14 protein-coding genes are annotated in these 20,177 nt (G+C 66.2%); 8 read left to right on the top strand and 6 right to left on the bottom strand.

Annotated elements, in window-relative coordinates; genetic code table 11:
* On the bottom strand, positions 1-2,279 hold a 2,279-nt coding region (gene acnD / locus JMF82_RS06660), incomplete at its 3' end, for a Fe/S-dependent 2-methylisocitrate dehydratase AcnD (protein WP_201313739.1).
* Positions 2,280-2,755: 476 nt separating this feature from the next.
* Here acnD and JMF82_RS06655 point away from each other — a divergent pair.
* Entirely contained in the window at positions 2,756-3,229 is a 474-nt protein-coding gene (locus tag JMF82_RS06655; protein ID WP_201313738.1) for a DUF4442 domain-containing protein, read from the top strand.
* Positions 3,230-3,332: 103 nt separating this feature from the next.
* Positions 3,333-4,007, top strand: a complete 675-nt coding sequence (locus JMF82_RS06650; protein WP_201313737.1) for a DUF502 domain-containing protein — start codon at positions 3,333-3,335, stop codon at positions 4,005-4,007.
* A 129-nt stretch (positions 4,008-4,136) separates the two neighbouring features.
* Here the strand turns inward: JMF82_RS06650 and JMF82_RS06645 are convergent, their stop codons facing one another.
* The 4 genes from JMF82_RS06645 to JMF82_RS06630 form a co-directional block, all read right to left on the bottom strand.
* Positions 4,137-5,744 carry a multicopper oxidase domain-containing protein gene (locus JMF82_RS06645; RefSeq protein WP_236585330.1) on the bottom strand — a complete coding sequence of 536 codons (1,608 nt, stop codon included), beginning with the start codon at positions 5,742-5,744 and terminating at the stop codon, positions 4,137-4,139.
* A gap of 78 nt (positions 5,745-5,822) precedes the next feature.
* On the bottom strand, positions 5,823-7,508 hold the full coding sequence (locus JMF82_RS06640; protein ID WP_236585329.1) for an alkaline phosphatase family protein: 1,686 nt from the start codon (positions 7,506-7,508) through the stop codon (positions 5,823-5,825).
* A 154-nt stretch (positions 7,509-7,662) separates the two neighbouring features.
* Positions 7,663-8,352: an LrgB family protein gene (locus tag JMF82_RS06635; protein ID WP_236585328.1), complete on the bottom strand. Its 690-nt coding sequence runs from the start codon at positions 8,350-8,352 to the stop codon at positions 7,663-7,665.
* The gene (locus tag JMF82_RS06630; RefSeq protein WP_201313736.1) at positions 8,342-8,752 is read right to left on the bottom strand and encodes a CidA/LrgA family protein; all 411 of its coding nucleotides are present in this window, start codon (positions 8,750-8,752) and stop codon (positions 8,342-8,344) included. The genes JMF82_RS06635 and JMF82_RS06630 overlap by 11 nt, the downstream gene beginning before the upstream one ends.
* 76 nt (positions 8,753-8,828) lie before the next feature.
* Here JMF82_RS06630 and JMF82_RS06625 point away from each other — a divergent pair, with 76 nt between their 5' ends.
* The 3 genes from JMF82_RS06625 to JMF82_RS06615 all read left to right on the top strand — a co-directional run bounded on the left by JMF82_RS06625 (position 8,829) and on the right by JMF82_RS06615 (position 12,729).
* Positions 8,829-9,713: a LysR family transcriptional regulator gene (locus JMF82_RS06625; protein WP_201313735.1), complete on the top strand. Its 885-nt coding sequence runs from the start codon at positions 8,829-8,831 to the stop codon at positions 9,711-9,713.
* 123 nt (positions 9,714-9,836) lie between these two features.
* Entirely contained in the window at positions 9,837-11,948 is a 2,112-nt protein-coding gene (locus tag JMF82_RS06620) for a M13-type metalloendopeptidase (RefSeq protein ID WP_201313734.1), read from the top strand.
* A 418-nt stretch (positions 11,949-12,366) separates the two neighbouring features.
* The gene (locus JMF82_RS06615) at positions 12,367-12,729 is read left to right on the top strand and encodes a hypothetical protein (RefSeq protein ID WP_201313733.1); all 363 of its coding nucleotides are present in this window, start codon (positions 12,367-12,369) and stop codon (positions 12,727-12,729) included.
* 112 nt (positions 12,730-12,841) lie between these two features.
* On the opposite strand, the gene panE is transcribed toward JMF82_RS06615, so the two are convergent.
* Positions 12,842-13,771, bottom strand: a complete 930-nt coding sequence (gene panE, locus JMF82_RS06610) for a 2-dehydropantoate 2-reductase (protein ID WP_201313732.1) — start codon at positions 13,769-13,771, stop codon at positions 12,842-12,844.
* A gap of 262 nt (positions 13,772-14,033) precedes the next feature.
* Here panE and JMF82_RS06605 point away from each other — a divergent pair, with 262 nt between their 5' ends.
* The 3 genes from JMF82_RS06605 (at position 14,034) to rapA (ending at position 20,050) form a co-directional block, all read left to right on the top strand.
* On the top strand, positions 14,034-16,352 hold the full coding sequence (locus tag JMF82_RS06605; protein ID WP_201313731.1) for a catecholate siderophore receptor Fiu: 2,319 nt from the start codon (positions 14,034-14,036) through the stop codon (positions 16,350-16,352).
* A gap of 43 nt (positions 16,353-16,395) precedes the next feature.
* The gene (locus JMF82_RS06600; RefSeq protein WP_201313730.1) at positions 16,396-17,073 is read left to right on the top strand and encodes a Fe2+-dependent dioxygenase; all 678 of its coding nucleotides are present in this window, start codon (positions 16,396-16,398) and stop codon (positions 17,071-17,073) included.
* 136 nt (positions 17,074-17,209) lie between these two features.
* The gene (rapA, locus tag JMF82_RS06595; RefSeq protein WP_201313729.1) at positions 17,210-20,050 is read left to right on the top strand and encodes an RNA polymerase-associated protein RapA; all 2,841 of its coding nucleotides are present in this window, start codon (positions 17,210-17,212) and stop codon (positions 20,048-20,050) included.
* The last annotated feature ends 127 nt before the right edge of the window (positions 20,051-20,177 follow it).

Raw genomic sequence — 20,177 nt, 5'->3', positions numbered from 1 at the left:
ACGCCGGCAAGGCGCACGCCCTTGGCCGCCCAGTCGCGCGACGAGCCCTGGCCGTAGTCGGCGCCGGCGATCACGATCAGCGGCTGCTTGCGGTCCATGTACGTTTCGATGGCTTCCCACATGCGCATGACCTTGCCCTCCGGCTCCACGCGCGCCAGTGAACCCTTCTTCACCTCGCCATCGACCACCGCCATTTCGTTGATGAGCGTGGGATTGGCGAAGGTGGCGCGCTGCGCGGTGAGGTGGTCGCCGCGATGCGTCGCGTACGAATTGAAGTCCTCTTCCGGCAGGCCCATCTTGGCGAGGTATTCGCCGGCGGCGCTGTTGGGCAGGATGGCGTTCGACGGCGACAGATGATCGGTGGTGATGTTGTCGCCGAGCACGGCCAGCGGGCGCATGCCCTTGAGCGTACGCTCACCGGCGAGCGCGCCTTCCCAGTACGGCGGGCGGCGAATGTACGTGCTCTGCGCGCGCCAGTCGTACAGCGGCGCGGCGCTGGTGCCGGCGTGGCCGGTACGCGCGAACATCGGCTCGTAGACCTTGCGGAACTGCTCCGGCTTCACGCTGGCGGACACGATCGCATCGATTTCCTCGTCGCTCGGCCAGATGTCCTTGAGCGTGACCGGCTGGCCGTTGGCATCGTGGCCGAGCACATCCTTCTCGATATCGAAGCGGATGGTGCCGGCGATGGCGTAGGCCACGACCAGCGGCGGCGACGCCAGGAAAGCCTGCTTGGCATACGGATGGATGCGGCCGTCGAAGTTGCGGTTGCCCGACAGCACGGCGGTGGCGTACAGGTCGCGATCGATGATCTCCTGCTGGATGGCCGGATCAAGCGCACCGGACATGCCATTGCAGGTGGTGCAGGCGAACGCGACGATGCCAAAGCCGAGCTTCTCCAGGTCCGGCAGCAGGTTCGCTTCCTCCAGATACAGCTGCACGGCCTTGGAGCCGGGCGCAAGCGAGCTCTTCACCCACGGCTTGCGCGTGAGGCCGCGCGCATTCGCGTTGCGCGCAAGCAGCGCGGCAGCAATCACGTTGCGCGGATTGCTGGTGTTGGTGCAGCTGGTGATGGCGGCGATGATCACCGCACCGTCGGGCATCTGGCCCGGTTGTTCCGTCCACTCGCCCGCGATGCCACGTGCGGCGAGATCGGAGGTCGGCAGGCGCTTGTGCGGATTCGAGGGGCCCGCCATGTTGCGCACGACGGAGGAGAGATCGAACGTCAGCGTGCGCTCGTACTGTGCATGCGCGAGCGTGTCGGCCCAAAGCCCCGCGGTCTTGGCGTAGGTTTCCACCAGCTTGACCTGCTCATCGCTGCGGCCGGTCAGGCGCAGGTAGTCGATGGTCTGGCCGTCGATGAAGAACATCGCCGCGGTCGCGCCGTATTCCGGCGCCATGTTGGAGATGGTCGCGCGGTCGCCCAGCGTGAGGCTGGCGGCGCCCTCGCCGCGGAACTCAAGGTATGCGCCGACCACCTTTTCCTTGCGCAGGAACTCGGTGAGCGCCAGCACGATGTCGGTGGCGGTGATGCCGCTCTGGCGCTTGCCGGTGAGCTCCACGCCGATGATGTCGGGCAGGCGCATCCACGATGCGCGGCCGAGCATCACGTTCTCCGCCTCCAGGCCGCCCACGCCGATGGCGATGACGCCCAGCGCATCCACGTGCGGCGTATGGCTGTCGGTGCCCACGCAGGTATCCGGGTAAGCCACCCCGTCCTGCACCTGGATCACCGGCGACATCTTCTCCAGGTTGATCTGGTGCATGATGCCGTTGCCCGGCGGGATCACGTCGACGTTCTCGAACGCCTTCTTGGTCCAGTTGATGAAGTGGAAGCGGTCTTCGTTGCGGCGATCCTCGATGGCGCGGTTCTTCGCGAACGCATTCGGATCGAAACCACCGCACTCCACCGCCAGCGAGTGGTCGACGATCAACTGCACCGGCACCACCGGGTTCACCTTGGCGGGGTCGCCACCGCGCTCGGCGATCGCATCGCGCAGGCCGGCCAGGTCCACCAGCGCGGTCTGGCCGAGGATGTCATGGCACACCACGCGCGCCGGAAACCACGGGAAATCGCGCTCGCGCTTGCGCTCGATGATCTGCCTGAGCGACTCGGCGAGGATCGCCGGGTCACAGCGGCGCACCAGGTTCTCGGCGAGCACGCGGGAGGTATACGGCAGCGCGTCGTAGGCACCCGGCTGGATCGCCTCCACGGCGGCGCGCGCATCGAAATAGTCCAGCGACGTGCCGGGAAGGGATTGGCGGTAGGCGTTGTTCATGATGTGGGGAACCCTGGATGTGACCTTTGGCGGACCGCAACTCGCGACACGCGGAGCGCACCCGCCACTGCGCGCGCCGCCGCTTGCATGGCGAAGACACGATGCGTCATCCGCGCCTTCAGCCGATCATTGTAATGCCGCGCACCAGTGGTTCCCAAACGAGGCCCCTGCGCACATCGCTCGACGGCTTGCGTCCAAACGCGCTGGAGCTCAAGGCGCCGCGACTTTGCGCGCCTGGATTCGACCAAGGTATGAGTCCCCCGGCGACCAGCCGACCACGCACCTCATGACCACCGGATAGCCAACCGCCTCGCGCGCCGCGCATTGCTCCCATGGCTTCGAGGCCGACCACGACCAACCCACGATATCCAGCGTGCCGGCCGTCGCCCCCCTCTGATCGGGTGGTTGCCGGCAAAAAACATACGCATCCGTATGTTTAGGGTATCTTAGGCGCCCCTGCTCCGACTTCGCTCCGTATGCGCGCCTCTACCTTCCGCCGCCTGATGAACCTGTGGCCGCCGTTTCTTTTCAACAGCATCCGCGTGCAGTACGTGGCCGCCGACTGGTCCGAGTTGAAGGTGGTGCTGCGTCTTCGGCCGTGGAACCGCAACTACGTGCGCACCCAGTTCGGCGGCAACCTGTTTGCCATGACCGATCCGTTCTGGATGCTGCTGGCCATGCATCAGCTAGGCAGCGACTACTTCGTCTGGGACAAGGCAGGCGCCATCGATTTCGTGGCGCCAGGCCGCGAAGATGTCTATGCGCACTTCAAGCTCGACGCGACCATCGTCGATGAATTGCGCGTCGCCGCCGCAAACGGCCAGAAAGTGCTGCGCTGGTTCGAGGTCGACGTGACGACCGCGGGCGGCGAGGTGGTGGCCCGCGTGCGCAAGCAGTTGTATGTACGGCTGAAGCCCAAGGCGCGCGCGGAAGTTCCGGCTGGTACCTGACGCTTCCCGCCTGGGAGCGGCACCGGCCCGATCGCCGTCCCGCCTAAGACGCAAGTTGGTCCCCGTGGGACAATGCCGTGTCCCCTTGGCTCCGGCATTGCCCATGAAGCGCTTTCGCATCAAACGCTATCTGATCACCGGCCTGCTCACTGTCATCCCGCTGTGGGTGACGTGGGTGGTGTTCAAGTTCGTGCTGAGCCTGCTTGCCGGCATCGGCGCGCCATTGGTCACGACCTTGCTCGGCTCCTTTTCGCAGCGTTCTTCGAAGGCGGAAGCGGCGCTCAATAGCGACGCCATCCTGTTCGTGCTCGCGCTGTTGCTGACGCTGGTCGTGCTCTATGTCATTGGCTGGCTCGCCAATCGGGTGATCGGCCAGCGGTTGATCGATGGCTTCGACGCGCTGCTGGCGCGCATTCCGTTGGTGCAGACCATCTATGGCGGCACCAAGAAGCTGATGGCCGTGCTCCAGCAGAAGCCGTCGGGCGTGCAACGCGTGGTGCTGATTGACTTTCCCCGCAAGGGCATGAAGGTGATCGGCTTCGTCACGCGCCTGATGACCGAAGAAGGCACCGGCCGCGAGATGGCGGCCGTCTACATCCCCACGACACCGAACCCCACGGGCGGCTACCTCGAAGTGGTGGCCGTGGACGAGCTCACGCCGACCGACTGGACCATGGACCAGGCCATGGCATTCATCATTTCCGGTGGCGCCGTGGCTCCGGATACCTTGCCGGCGCCGCCCGCGTCGCTGCGCGAGGGCCGTCCGGACGACGCATAAAGTTTCGGCACGATCGAAGGAGAGGCCGTAGGGCGGTGGCGGTGGCGTTGAAGTTCATGCAGTGGCGTTCTGACACGTTGCAGTCGCGCACAGGGTGCGCTCCTACACGGACTCGCTTCTCGTCAGGCCTCAGGCCACCACCTCGAACGGCCGCATCATCTCGTTGGACGCGTGTTCCAGCAGATGGCAATGCCACACATAGCGGCCCGTATAGCCTTCGAAGGTGATGATGTAGCGGGTGACCATGCCGGGATACACCTGCGCGGTGTCCTTCCAGCCGGCTTCATGCGCCGGCGGCGGTTGCGCCGGCCCGGTATAGCGCAAGGTTTTCGATTCGAGGTAGGCGTTCACGTCGAACGGGCGCCGGTCGAGGATCTGAAAACGCACGAGATGCAGATGGATCGGGTGCGTATCGCCAGTGAGATTCACCAGGCTCCAGATCTCCGTGCTGCCCAGCCTGGGCTTTTCGCTGACGGGATCCTGCCAATGCTTGCCATCGAGCAACATCAGCATGGGTTCCGATACGCAATCGGCGTACTCGTCGATGCTGAGCACGCGCGTCTGGCTTGCCATGCTTTCGGCCATCCGCGGCACATCACGCAGCACGGCCGGTACGCGACTGTCGTCGCCGTCCTTGGCAACGCCGACATCGAAACGCATCAGCGGCAGGCTGTCGTTCATCAGCTCGACCTGGGTGCCGGCCATGGCCGCGAAATCGATGACCAGGTCGGCCCGCTCGCCCGGCGCGAGGAACAGGCTGGTTTGTGTCACCGGCGCCGCAAGCAGGCCCTGGTCGCTGCCGATCTGCAGGAACGGCCGCTGTTTACGCAGACTGAGACGAAAGAATCGTCCGTTCGCCGCATTGAGCACGCGGAATCGATAACGTCTCGCGCGCACGTCGAGCTTGGGCAGCACCGCGCCGTTCACCAGCATGACGTTGCCGAACACCTCGGGCACCCACGGCGCATCGCTGATGCCCGACACGGGGTAATACAACTGGCCGTCTTCCGTGAGCAGGCGGTCGCTCAGCACCAATGGCCATTCGAACTCGCCGGCAGGCAGCCCCAGCGATGAGTCATGCTCGTCGCGCAGCAGATACATGCCGAACATGCCGGCATACAGGTTCAAACGCTCGATGCCCATGGTGTGATCGTGGTACCAGAGCGTCGCGGCGTCCTGGGCGTTCGGATACTCCTGCCGGCGCGATTGTCCGGGCACGAACCAGTCCGTGGGATAGCCATCGGCCGATGCCGGCACGCGGGCGCCATGCACGTGAACGACGCTGCGCACCTCGGGCACATCGGCCTCGGCGCCGCAGACGTGGTGATCGATCGGCAGGAAATGCCTGGCCGGCAGGCGATTGATCCACTCCACTTTCAGGGCGCTGCCGCGCTGGGCTTCGATGGTGGGCCCGGGAAAACAGCCACCGTATGTCCACACGCGCGTCGGCGGCAGGTCGCGGTGCAGGCGTTGTGAGGTTTCACGCATCGTGATGCGCAACGGCTCGCCATGCGAGGCGCGAAGGCTCGGCGGCAACGGCAGAGGATCGACAAACGGCGTGAGCCGCGAAGGATCGAGCAGGCGCGGCACGTTGGCCTGGTCGGCGATGTCGTGCTGGCACAGGCCGGTGCTCTTCTTCGGCATGGCCATGCGCATGGGCATGCCCCAGGCCCGCAGCATGCCCGTGCCGGTCATCAGGCCGATGCCCTGGAGAAAACGGCGACGCGAGGCTGGCACGATCAAACGGCTCCTCTTGCGGAAACGACGGAGCGCCCCGGCATGGCCGGGGCGCCTGATGACACGCCGATCAGTCGATCAACCGTGGTGCCCGTCGGAGGTGCTGTCCCACGGCAGGGACGGCTTCACCGGCTGGCCGGTCTGTTCGTCCAGCAGCAGCTTGCGATGCGTGGTGAACGGCTGGAAGAAGTCGAACATGGGCTCCAGCGAGCCGGCTTCCGCGTCGAACGAACCACCGCCGAGGCGTTTGCCGTGCAACCAATTGTCTTCGATGAAGCGGGTGACCGAGGACTGGTCCGTCAGCGTGTGATCGACGTGATTGCTGCGGGCCCACGGGGAGACCACCAGCAGCGGCAGGCGCGGACCATAGCCGCAACGACCCTGCACCGGCTTGCCCTTGCTGTCCGTGCCGGCCAGCGTACCGCGTGCCTTGCACACGCCCGCGCCATCGAGCGCATCCGCCGCCGACGCCGACGCGTTCACGCGCGGCGCCGCCTGGTGGTCGTACCAACCGTCGGAGTCGTCATAGGCGATGACCACGGCGGTGTCGCGCCACTCGGGCTGCTGCTGCAGGAAGTTGATCACGTGCACGATGAACTGCTGTTCGTCGAGCGGATCGGAGTAGCCCGCGTGGCCATCCTGGTAACCCGGCGCCTTGAGGAAACTGACGGCCGGGAAATTGCCCGCCTGTACCGCGGCGTAGAAGTCCGCCATGTCGTACTGGTGGTTGGCCGCATCGCCCTGGCGACCGATCATCGCCACCGAGGTGGGACGCGCGTGCGTCGGGTTGGCGGTCGAGGCGTAGTACTGGAACGGCTGGTGGTGCGGGATGTAATCCGCCTTGGTGGTCTTGGTGACGGCCGAAAGCGTCGAACGCTTGCAACCCGTGGTGCCGTTGGCGTTGACCTGCGACAGGTCGAAGCCGCCCTCGAAAAAGCCCCAGGTCACATGCGCATCGTTGAGCATGTCGCCGACGTTGCGGCCGCTCATCTGTACCTGGTTGCCGGTGGGCGAGGAGCACACGTCACCGATCGGGTCGGCATCGCCAATCAACGTAAGGCCACCCTGCCCGTCGTCGATCTCCTCGCCGGTGCCGTTGAGCGTCTGCGTGATGCCGTTGGTCTGGCCGGAGATGAGGTTCAGTGCGCCCGGCGTGGACGGACCAAAGGTGGTGTTGTAGCTGTTGTCGTTCAGCGCGAACCACTGCGCGTAGTTCCACAGCGCGGTGACCGTGTTGCCGTCGTAATAGCCCATCACCTGGCCGATGCCGTTTTCATCGGCCGGCGCACCCGGCAGCGTTTCGCCCGTGCCGGTGTACTTGGGGAAAAGATCCATGGCGCCGCCGTTGAACGCCTGCTGCTCCGGGCCGTAGTCGTGATCCTGGTCGGCGGTGGCCGACTGCGCGCGCGACAGGCGGAACGGGTTGATCGCGCCCGCGCCGTTCGCGCTGTTCTGCTGGTTCGGGTTGTGGTTGAGCAGGCTCGCGGTCAGGCCATTGGCCTTCGGCGTGAACGGCCGCGCATAGAACGTCGGCTCGCCTGGGCCATTGGCGGCATAAGGATAGGTGCCGAAGTAGTGATCGTAGGAGACGTTCTCCTGGAAGATCACCACCAGGTGCTTGATGGGCGTGGACGTGTGGTCGTCCTTGTCGCGATGCCACGAAGCATTCGTCGCTTCTTCGGCATGCACGGGAATCTGGGCTAGCGATACGGCGGACAGGCTGAGAACACACGCGGCAATGCAGACTGCGAGGTGATTTCGCATGGAAGGCTCCCTACGGTCGCGATGAAGCGCCCCCCTGTGGAATGCCCGAGTTACAGGTCACCCCAAGCGCCGGATGCGCGAACGATAGGCAGCGAAGGTGACAGGCGAATAACAGAACGCAGCGTATTTTCCTGCGATTTTCCGCTGCCTGCGATCAACGCAGCAGCGCCGCCAGCGCGGGGGCAAGCAATACGTTGAGCAGGCCGGCAAGCACCATCGCAAGGCTTGCCACGCTGCCCTCCTCGTTGCCCACGTCGTACGCCTTCGCCGTGCCCGCGCCGTGCGCGCCGACGCCGAACAAGGCGCCGCGCGCCAAGGCGGAACGCAGCGGCAGATGGCGCAGCAGCAGTTCGCCGAGTGCGATGCCGGCGACGCCGGTGATCACCACGAACAACGCGGTGAGCTCGGGCACGCCGCCGATATCAGCCGACACCAGCATCGCCAGCGGCGTGGTGATGGAACGCGCCAGCAAGCTGCGGCGCACCGCATCGTCGAGCCCGCACAGCGTCGCCAACCCCCAGGCGCTGCCTATCGCCATCGCGCTGCCGCCCAGCACGCCCGCCAGCAACGCCGGCCAGTGGGTGCGGATCAATTGCCGATGGCGGAAAACCGGCAACGCAAACGCGACGGTGGCCGGGCCCAGCATCAGCACCAGCCAGTGCGTGTCGCGGATGTACACCGGATAGTCCGTGCCCAACAGCAAGCCGAGCACGGCAAGCAACAAAGGCACCGTGAACAGCGGCGATGTCCACCAGCGCGGATGCCGCCGGTACACCGGCTTCAGCGCGTAATAGCCGCCCAGCGTCAGCGCCAGCCACGACAGCGAGAGCCACTCAGCGCGCACGACGCAGCCTCCAGCGGAACATCAGGTCGACCAGCAGGGCCGTCGTGCCCATCACCAGCAAGGTGCCGACGAGGATCACCGCGAGGATGCGCCCGCCTTCCTGGCGCATCAGCGGAAGGTGCTGCCACACCGCCATCACGGCGGGTATGAAGAACAGCAGCATGTCCGCCAGCAGCCAGTCCGCGCCACGACGCAGGCTGGCCGCGGGCACGACGCCACCCAGCAGCATCGCCAGCAGCAGGGCCATGGCGAGCAGGCTGCCCGGCACCGGCAGATGCAGGCGGCGGCTCAGCTGGTCGCAGGCCAGCCACACCAACACGATCAGCAGCACCTGGGCCCAGCGGGCCACCAGCGGCCGGCGCCAGGCCAGCCAGCGCATTCGGGCATGCAAGGAGTTCATGCGTGCAGGCTAATCCCGGCCCAACTATGATGGAAATGAATTGTTTCCATCAAATGCATTCCATATAGGAATATCCATGGACCTGCGCAGCCTGCGTTATTTCGTGGAGGTGGTGCGTCATGGCGGTTTCGCTCGCGCCAGCGCGCATGCCCACGCAAGCCAGCCGACCTTGAGCAAGGCCATTGCCCAGCTGGAAGACGAACTGGGGACGCGGCTGCTCGAACGCGGACGCGGCGGCGTGCGGCTGACCTCCGCCGGCGACGTGGTCCACCGCCATGCCCTGGCCATGCTGGCCGGATCCACGCGCCTGCGCGAGGAACTCGACGCGCTGCGCGGCCTGAAGGCAGGCACCTTGCGCCTGGGTTTGCCGCCGCTGGGCAGCAGCGTGTTGTTCGCGCCGTTGCTGGCGCGCTATCGCCAGCAGTATCCGCACGTCGACATCCGGCTGCTCGAACACGGCAGCCGCCGGCTGGAGCAGGCCGTGCTGGCGGGGGAGATCGAAGTCGCCGCCACGCTGACGCCGGTCGGCGATGGGTTGGCACACCAGCCCGTGCGGAACGAACCCATGCTCGCCCTGCTCCCGCAGTCGCATCCGCGCGCGGGCGCCAGGCGCTTCCGTCTCCCATGGCTGGACCAGGCACCGCTGATCCTGTTCGAGGAAGGCTTCGCCTTGAACCGCCTGATCCGCGAAGCCTGCGCACGCCATGGCGTGGCGCCGCAGGAAACCGTGCGCAGCGCGCAGGTGGACTTCATCCTGGCGCTGGTCGCGGCGGGCGGCGGCGTGGCCTTGCTGCCACGGCTGGTGATCGAGGGACGCTCGCTCAGCGGCCTGGTGCCGCTGCCGCTGGCCGGCAACGACCTGCGCTGGAACATGGTGCTGGCCTGGCGCCGGGACGCCACGCTGTCCGCCGCCGCGCGGGCCTGGCTCGACCTGGTTGCGGGACGCGCCCCTGACCTTTGACACTGTCTGCACCGTGACCTCCGGCCTAGCCTGACGGGCCACGAATGCCAACTCGGTCGCTGCGCAGCGCGTGGCCGCCGGCATCACTTAGCGCCCGCTGGGCGAATCACGAGAGGGAATCCCATGACCAAACCGTATCTGAAGCCCCTGGCGCTCGCCGTCAGCCTGGCCCTGTCGCTCACCGCCTGCGGCAAGCATGAGCAGGCCGAGCAGACCGCCCAGGCCCCTGCCCCCGCTTCGACCGCCCCGGCCGCGGCTCCCGCGCCGAAGGTGTTCGACGTGGCCGAGCTGGGCGACAACGCCGAGGCCTGCCAGGACTTCAACGGTTTCGTCAACGCGAAGTGGGTCGCCGCCAACCCGATCCCGAACGACCGCACCCGTTGGGGCGCGTTCGACAAGCTGGCCGAGGACAGCCTCAACACGCAGCACGACATCGTCGACGCCGCCGCCAAGGACGCCGCCAACGCCAAGGCCGGTTCGATCGAGCAGAAGATCGGCTACCTGTACGCCTCGGGCATGGACGACGCCGCCATCGAGAAGGCCGGCTTCGACCCGATCAAGCCCAAGCTCGACGCCATCGCCGCGCTGAAGAACAGCAAGGACGTGGCCAACTACCTCGTGCAGAACTTCGCCGAGGGCGACATGCAGGTGTTCGAGTTCGGCTCCGGCGCCGACTTCAAGAACGCCAAGATGCAGATCGCCTACACGCAACAGGCCGGCCTGGGCCTGCCGACCAAGGACTACTACCTCAGCGACAAGTACAAGGACATCCGCGACGCCTACGTGGCCCACGTGGCCCAGGCGCTGCAGCTGACCGGCGTGTCCGAGGCCGATGCGAAGAAGCAGGCCGACCAGGTGCTCGCCTTCGAGACCGAGCTGGCCAAGGCGTCGCTGGCGCCGGTGGAAATGCGCACGCCGGAAAACCAGTACCACTTCGTCACCGTGAAGGAAGCGGACAAGATCACCCCGCACTTCAGCTGGGAAGATTTCTTCAAGGCCCAGGGCGTGACCGTCGACAAGGGCTTCTCGCTGTCGCAGCCGAAGTTCATGGCCGAGTTCGACAAGCTGCTGGCCAACGCGCCCGTCGACCAGTGGCAGGCCTACCTGCGCTTCCACACCATCAGCGATGCCTCGCCGTACCTCAGCAAGGCGTTCCAGGACAACAAGTTCGACTTCTACGGCAAGACCCTCGCCGGCCAGCCGGAGCAGAAGCCGCGTTGGAAGCGCGTGCTCGGCGGCGTCAACAGCTCCATGGGCGAAGCGCTGGGCCAGCTGTACGTGGCCAAGATGTTCACGCCCGAAGCCAAGGACCGCGCGAAGGAACTCGTCGACAACGTGCGCAACGCCCTCAAGGCGCGCATCGAGAACCTCGACTGGATGAGCGACGAAACCAAGCAGAAGGCCATCGCCAAGTGGAACACCTTCCTGCCGAAGATCGGCTACCCGGACAAGTGGCGTGACTGGTCGGGCCTGGAGATCAAGCAGGGCGATTACTACGGCAACGTGATGGCCGCCGCCAAGTTCAACTACCAGTACGACCTCAACAAGATCGGCAAGCCCACCGACCGCCTCGAGTGGGGCATGACCCCGCAGACGGTCAACGCCTATTACAACCCGACCGACAACACCATCAACTTCCCGGCCGCGATCCTGCAGCCGCCGTTCTTCTACGCCAACGGCGACGACGCGATCAACTACGGCGGCATCGGCGCGGTGATCGGCCACGAAGCCAGCCACGGCTTCGACGACGAAGGCAGCCAGTTCGACGGCGAAGGCAACAACGCCAACTGGTGGACCAAGGCCGACCGCGAGAAGTTCGACGAGCGCAGCGGCAAGCTGGTCGCGCAGTTCGACGACTACGCGCCGATCAAGGACAAGCCGGATACGCACGTCAACGGCAAGCTGACCCTGGGCGAGAACATCGGCGACCTCGGCGGCCTCAACTCGGCCTACGACGCGCTGCAGATGGCGCTGAAGAAGAACCCGCAGGAAGCCGGCGAGAAGATCGACGGCTACACGCAGGACCAGCGCTTCTTCCTCAACTGGGCCCGCGTGTGGCGCGGCAACATCCGCGAGAAGGAAGCGCTGCTGCGCCTCAACACCGATCCGCACGCCCCCGCCTCGCTGCGCGCGATCGGCGCTCCGTCCAACATGGAAGCCTTCGCCGCCGCGTTCCAGTGCAAGCCGGCCGACCCGATGGTCCGCTCGGGCGACAAGCAGGTGAAGATCTGGTAGCTCCCGGCCGGTCCGCGTGACCGACCCAAAGGCGCCGCGTACCCACGCGGCGCCTTTTTCTTTGCCAGCAACGCTCCCCTGCAGGAGCGCGCCCGGTGCGTGATGAACCGGCGAAACGCCCAGGCGCCGCGGTCGCCCACTGGGTGGGCTCCTACAACATCGATCGCCATTGATTGCTCCCTTGTAGGGGCGCGCCCAGTGCGCGATGAACTGCGAAACGCCCAGGCGCTGCGGTCGCCCACTGGGTGGGCTCCTACAACAGGGATCGCCGTTGATTGCTCCCCTGTAGGAGCGCACCCAGTGCGCGATGAACCGGCGAAATACCGATACGCGGCGGTCCGTGCCAGGCATATTTCCGCCGGTGCTGATCCACGTGCAGGACGGACACCATTACGACGAGCTGCACGTCGATGGCAGCATGACCACGCCGGTGTTCACCACGCCCCTCATCGCCGAACCGCATCCGGAAACGCTGTCGATGCTGCATGGCGCGAACCTCTGCATAACCGTCAACAGCCAGGTCCAACGCTTTCCACGAACCACGCCATTGAAGACGCTGCCGCTGCCCGTCAGCAGCTTCGGCGCCGGCTGCACCTTCAAGACGCGCGAGGCGATTGCCGAAACGATCGCGATCAGCCGGCAACTGGGCATCCATGTCCTGATGGCGTCGATTCCCGTCGACACTATCGCGAAAACAGCTTCGTCGATTTCGACCAGGCGAACATGCGCGCGCTGTTCGATTACGCTGCCGGCTGCGCGGAACAGGGCAAGCCATGGGTGACGCCCGGGCAAGGCCTGCGCCGCAACCTGATGGCGCACAGCGTGCCGCCCAAGGGGCCGCCTTCCTGCCCTACCGAGGGCCCTGCCATCGTGCCGCAGGCGCGCTGGAAAGCTCAGGCGCGGACGTCGCGCCTCGCCTCGTAGGCCTTGAGGTGGGCATAAGCCGTGCGCAACAGGGTCAGCGACTCCGCCTCCTCGCCCGCGCGCGCCAGCATGTCGCCGATCACGTGATCGGCTTCGATCTGCCCACCTTGTTCGAGGTCGCGCATCATCGACGCGCTCAGCTTCGAGCCCTTTTCGGTAAGCACGCTGCAGGCTCGCGCGAGCACCGCATCGGACGGCGCATGCTGGTTGAACGCCGCAACGCGCCGGCAGTCCTCGAGCAGTTGCAGCGTCGCGGCCTCGCCGCCGGTCACCGCCATGATGTCCCCCACCGGTGCCCGCATCAGGCAGGTGATGCCTGCGAGCGATGCGAGAAACACCCACTTGTCCCACATGTCCTGCAGGATCGTCGTGCTGAGCCGCGGCTCGAACTTCACCTGCGACATGGCCGCCAGCACACGCTCCACGCGCTGCGAACGCGAACCGTCGCGCTCGCCGAACGTCAGCGAATGCGACTGGTTGAGGTGATGCACGATCCCTTGCTTGTCGAGCGTTGCGGCGATCACGCACTGCCCGCCGAGCACGCGCTCCGCGCCGAAACGCTCATCGAGCGCATCGAGGTGCCGCATGCCGTTGAGCAACGGCACGATCATCGTGTCCGGCCCGACGGCCGGCGCCATGTCGTCGATGACCTGCGGCAAGTGGTAGGCCTTGCAGCTCAGCAGGATGAGGTCGAACGCCTCGCGCAATGCACCCGCCTGCACCGTCGCGGGGTTGGCCAGGGTAGCGTTGCCCAGGCCGCTACGGATGACCAGGCCATGCGCCGCGAGCTGTGCGGCGCGTCCCTCGCGGACCAGGAAGGTGACGTCCTGCCCGCTCTCCAGCAGCCGGCCGCCGAAATAACCGCCAGTGGCGCCAGCACCAATGACCAGGATGCGCATGTCTCGTCCTCCGCGACGTCGTCAGGAGCGAGAGGCTAACCATTCCGGGCACGGGCACTCAATGGCGCACCCGGCCTGACATCTCGCTGACAATATTGCAAATCATTCTCATTAAAAATAACATTCACCAAATCTTCGCGAGCGTCGGCGGCGGCACCTCCCCACCGACGCCCGCGGAACCGAAGGATTGGAGCCCGCCATCGCCAGCTCGTCATCCGTCATCGACTGCTGACCCTCGCCCTTAATCATCGACGAGCTATTCATGGCATACATCAAGAGCCGCAAGCACCCCGTTGCCCGCACAGCGCTGAGCGCCGCCACCGCGACGCTGGTGACGAGCCTGGCGATCGCCGCGCCGGCAAGGGCTGCGGACAACGTCATGGACACCACCGCCTCCACGACGGATACGAAGAATCTCCCTGGCGTGCGCGTCGAAGCGACCACCGCCAGCGACTACAAGATCGACAAGGTCTCTTCGCCCAAATTCACCCAGCCGTTGCTGGACACCACGCAGACCATCAACGTGATCAGCAGCCAGCTGATCCAGGAGCAAGGCGCAACCACGCTTACCGAGGCGCTGCGCAACAGCCCTGGCGTAGGCACGTTCTACGTCGGCGAGAACGGCACCACCACGACCGGTGATGGCATCTACATGCGCGGCTTCGATACGTCGAGCAGCATTTTCGTCGATGGCGTGCGCGACCTCGGTTCGATTTCGCGCGATGTCTTCAACATCGAGCAAATCGAAGTGACCAAGGGCCCGGCCGGCACCGACAACGGCCGCACCGCACCCACCGGCGCGATCAACATGGTGAGCAAGCAGCCGGAGCTCAACAACGGCGTCACCGCATCGCTCTCCTACGGCAGCGCCGACCATCGCCGCGCCACGGCCGACTGGAACCAGGCCATCGGCAATACGGCGGCCTTCCGTCTCAACGTGGTGGGCCAGGACAGCGGCGTGCCGGGCCGCGACAAGGTGGAAAACAACCGCTGGGCCGTCGCGCCCACGCTCGCCTTTGGCCTGGGCACGCCCACGCGCGTCTATCTCGACTTCCTGCACGTGAAGCAGAACAACGTGCCCGATGGCGGCGTACCGACCATCGGCTTGCCCGGCTACAGCAGCCCGGATCCGAAGCGCCCGCAGTTGACCGATGCCGCCATGGTCGACTCGTCGAATTTCTACGGCACCACCGCCGACCACGATCACGTCACCGCCGACATGTTCACGGCACGCGTGGAGCACGAGTTCAGCGACAACCTCGCCTTGCACAGCACGACGCGCTGGGGACGCACCACGCAGGATTACCTGCTGACCTCGTTCATGGGCAGCGCGGCGAATCTGCTTACGCCGGACATCAACGATCCATCGACCTGGACGATTGCCCGCAGCAATCCGACCTTCAAGCACCAGGCGAACCGCATCATCACCAACCAGACCAGCCTCAACGCGAACTTCGATACCGGCCCGATCACGCACAATCTCAACAGCGGCATCGAGCTGACGCAGGAAAAGGCCACCACCGAAGGCTTCGGCGCACTCCATGGCACGACGTGGCCGGCCGCCAACCTGTACCACCCCTACTGGGATGTCACCGGCCTCGTCTATGGCCACACCGGCGCCTACAGCAACGCCAAGACCAACACCGGCTCGGCCTACGTGTTCGACACGCTGAAGTTCGGCGAACACTGGCAGGTGAATGCCGGCGTGCGCCTGGATCATTACGACACCGACTACACCAGCTGGGTGCAGTGCGGTGCGCGCGGCGCGCCGGTGTGCGGCAGCCTCCCCGCGGGTGCCCCGGTACCGGGCGTCGATGCGCAAAAGAGCGACAACCTCATCAACTGGAAGCTCGGCGTGCTCTACAAGCCGGCACCCAACGGCAGCATCTATGCGAACTTCGCGGTATCCGCGGAACCGCCGGGCGGCAGCACGCTCACGCTGAGCAGCGCCGCCAACAGCGCCGACAATCCGAACCTCGATCCGCAGAAGGCGCGCACCGCGGAAGTGGGCACCAAGTGGGAGCTGCTCGACTCGCGCCTGGTGTTGACCGGCGCGCTGTATCGAACCACGGTCACCAATGACCTCGTGCAGGATCCCGTGAGCCTGCTGTACTACCAGATCGGCAAGAAGCGCGTGCAGGGCGTGGAACTGAGCGCCGTGGGCAAGCTCACCGAAAACTGGGCCGTCACCGCGGGCTTCACCACCATGGATACCAGCGTGGTCAGCGGCACCGCCGTGGCCAACGATGGTTCCTCCGACCTGGCCTACACGCCCAAGACCGCCTTCACCAGCTGGACGACCTACCACTTCCCGTTCAACCTCACCGTCGGCGGCGGCGCGCGCTACTCGGGCGAGATGAAACGCGGCGTGGATGGCGCGATCGGCACGCCGGCCTACACCGAAGCCTATTGGGTGTTCGACGCGATGGCGTCCTATCCGCTCAACAAGCACGTGGACCTGCAGTTGAACCTGTACAACCTGTTCGACAAGAACTACGTGGCAGCCATCAACAAGAGCGGCTACCGTTACACGCCAGGTTCGCCGCGTTCGGCCATGCTCACCGCCAACATCCGCTTCTGATGCCGACCTGGCGCCGACGAAACGCGCTTCGGGGGAACACGTCATGCTGCTGCATATTCCCGACATCCTGACGCGCGATGAAGTCGCGCGGTTCCGGCGCGCCCTGGACGGCGCAAGCTGGACCGACGGCCGCGAAACCGTTGGTCCGCAGGGCGCACAGGTCAAGCGCAATCTCCAGCTGCCGGACGCCTCGCCACTGCGCGAGGAGCTCGGCCGCGCCGTGCTGGCGGCCCTGGCGCGAAATCCGATGTACCACGCGGCCACGCTGCCGCAACGCACCCTGATGCCGCGCTTCAATCGCTATGAGGGCGGCGGTCAATACGGATTTCACGTGGACGGTGCTGTCATGGCGCTGCCGGACGGTGCGCAGCTGCGCAGCGATGTGTCGTGCACGCTTTTCCTGGCCGATCCGGACGAGTACGACGGCGGCGAGCTGATCATCAACGACACCTACGGCGAGCACGAAGTGAAGCTGCCGGCGGGCGACGTCATCGTCTATCCGTCCAGCAGCCTGCATCGCGTGGCACCCGTGACCCGCGGCGCGCGGCTTGCGGCCTTCTTCTGGGTGCAAAGCCTGGTGCGTGACGACCAGCGCCGTCGCCTGTTGCTGGAGCTGGACGCCTCCATCCAGGCCCTGACGCGCGATGGTGCCGATGCACAGGCCCTGCTGCAGCTGACCGGTGTCTATCACAACCTGCTGCGGCAGTGGGCTGATACCTGAGCTCGCGCCACCCTGTTTTTCGGCGCCCCCGAGCAGCCGGCCCCTTCGATCATCAACGGAATGGCCATCTTCTCTAGGCATCGACAAGCACTGGGCGGATAATTGGCGGCCCTTGTAACTGGCGGCTGCCCCTCTGATGTTCGTACCCGGTCAACGATGGATCTCCACCGCCGAGCCAGAACTCGGCCTCGGCACCGTGCTGCGCGTCGAAGGGCGCGGCGTGCAGGTGCTGTTTGCGAAGGCGGGGGTGCTGCGCCCCTACGCCGTCGACTCGGCACCGCTGGTGCGAGCGGAGTTCCGTCCTGGCCAGCGCGTGGCCGGCAAGGGCATCGCCTTCCTGGTCGAGCGCGTGGAAATCCGCGAAGACCTGCTGATCTATCGCGGCGAGGGGCGCGAACTGGAAGAAGGCCAGCTCGACGACGAGCAGAGCGTCAGCCAGGCTGATGATCGCCTGATCGGCGGGCGCACCGACCCGGCATCGCATTTCGAACTGCGCCTGGAAGGCCTGCGCCGCCGCGCCGACGCCCGCCGTTCGCCGGCATGGGGCCTGGGCGCCTCCCGCATCGGGCTGGTGCCGCACCAGTTGCGCGTGGCGGGCATCGCCTCCGCGCGTCGCCCTCCCCGCGTGCTGCTGGCCGATGAAGTCGGCCTGGGCAAAACCATCGAAGCGGGCATGATCCTTGCCCGCCAGCTCGCCACCGGCCGTGCCGAGCGCGCCCTGATCCTGCTGCCCGACACGCTGGTCTACCAGTGGTTCGTGGAGCTGCTGCGCCGCTTCAACCTCAGCTTCGCCATCTACGACGAGGAGCGCTGCGAGGCGCTGGAGCAATCAGGCGACGGGCGCAATCCGTTCGAGGACGAACAGCTGGTCATCGCCGACTTCAGCTTCCTCGAGCAGTCGCCGCGACGCGCGCAGCAGCTGCTGGATGCGCCGTGGGACCTGCTGGTGGTCGACGAGGCGCATCACCTGGCCTGGACCCCCGAAGCCGCGAGCCCGCGCTACACGCTGGTGGAGAAGCTCGCCGCCGCCACGCCGGGCATCATCCTGCTCACCGCGACGCCGGAACAGCTGGGCCGCAGCGGCCACTTCGCGCGACTGCGCCTGCTCGATCCGCAGCGCTATCACGACCTGGACGTCTATCTGTCCGAGTCGGACAAGTTCCACAACCTCTCGAAGATCGCCGACCGGCTGCTTGAGAACCAGGCATTGGACGACACGCAGCGCGCCATCCTGCAGGAAGCCTTTGCCGGCGATGAAGCCTTGCTCGCCCGCCTGGCCGACACGGCCAAGCCGGAGAACATGCGCGAGATCCTCGCTGCGCTGATCGACCGCCACGGCACCGGCCGCGCCATGTTCCGCAATCGCCGCGCGAGCATCGGCGGCTTTCCCAAGCGCCTGCCGGTATGGCACCTGCTCGATGCCGACTCGCTGAGCGACGATCGCCGACAGACGCTGCTCGCCGAATTCCACGCGGACATCCAGCAGCCGATGCCGGCCATCGAAGTCGACTATGCGAACGACCCGCGCCTGGACGCGCTGGTCAACCTCCTCGACGCGCATCCACAGGACAAATTCCTGCTGATCTGCCGCAGCCAGGCCAAGGTACTCGCGCTCGAAGAAGCCCTGCGCACGCGCAGCGGCGTCGGCGTGGCGCGCTTCCACGAAGGCCTCGGCATCGTGCAGCGCGATCGCAACGCGGCGTACTTCGCCCAGCCCGACGGCGCGCGCCTGCTGCTGTGTTCGGAGATCGGTTCGGAAGGTCGCAACTTCCAGTTCGCGCATCGCCTGGTCCTGTGGGACCTTCCGCTCGACCCGGACCTGCTGGAGCAGCGCATCGGCCGCCTGGACCGCATCGGCCAGCAGCACGACATCAGCATCCATATCCTCGCCGTGGCCGACAGCGCGCAGCACGTGCTGGCTCGCTGGTACGACGAAGGCGTGGATGCGTTCCGGTCCAGCCCGGCCGACGGCCGCGAGCTGTTGCGCCGTTTTGGCGAATCGCTCGCCCGCCTCGCCGACGAGCATGCGCGCGACGATGACAATCGCGACCAGGAACTCGACGTGCTGCTCGCGGAAACGCGGGGCGCACACGAGGAAATGGCCGCCTTGATCCGCGACGGCCGCGACCATCTGCTCGAACTGGCGGCCAGCCGGGATCTTCACGCGGACGAGCTGCAGCAGGCGTTCACCCGCGAGGACCACGACCCCAGCCGTGATGGTTTCATCCAGGCACTGCTCGAGCGGTTCGGCATCCATACCGAGGAGCTGGGCGGCAAGGTGTTGTTGCTCGATCCGCAGTACCTCTCCACCGATGCCCTGCCCGGTTTCGCCGAGGGCCCTCAGGCCGTCACTTTCGCTCGCGAGGTGGCGCTCGCCCGCGAGGAACTGCCGCTGCTTCGCCTCGACCACCCGATGGTGCAAGGCGCGCTCGATCTCACGCTGTCCAACGAGCAGGGTAACGCCGCGTTCCTGGTCGACGATGCATTGCCGCCGCGCAGCGCGCTGCTGCAGGCCGTATTCCTGCTCGAATGCGTGGCGGACCGTCGTCTCGATGCGGAGCGCTTCCTGCCGACCCAGCCGGTCATGGTGACGGTCGACACGCGTCTTGCCGAGCGTGCGGACTTCCGTCCCAGTGAAGTGGCGCTGCGCAAGGCGGCCGATCGCACGATCGAAGTCGCCCGCTACCGCAAGTTCCTCGCCAAGCTGGTGCCGCCCATGCTGGAGAAGGCCGAGGCGATCGCGCAGGAGCGTTCGCAGGCCAGCGTCACGGAAGCGGTGAACCAGGCTACCGGTGCACTCGATGCCGAGCTGTCGCGCCTGATCGGATTGCGTGCCGTCAACCCGGCCATCAGCGAATCGGAAATCGGCGCGATCGCCGACGAGCGCAGCGCCTTGCTCAAGGCGCTGCCGGAATCACGGCTGCGCCTGGACGCCGTGCGTTTCGTGGTCAGCCCCGACTTCCTCGCCCTGCGCTGACCCCTTCACTGCAGGCGTGTACCCAGTGCGCGAGTCCTTTCGCCTCGGTTCTTCCTGTCCGTCATCCCGGCGAAGGCCGGGATGACGGGCACGGGGACTGGCGCGAACGACGGTCGCGCACAGCGTG

The sequence above is a fragment of the Dyella sp. EPa41 genome (genome assembly GCF_016586165.1).
GTDB lineage: Bacteria > Pseudomonadota > Gammaproteobacteria > Xanthomonadales > Rhodanobacteraceae > Dyella.
This window is presented reverse-complemented; position numbering and strand designations above follow the sequence as displayed.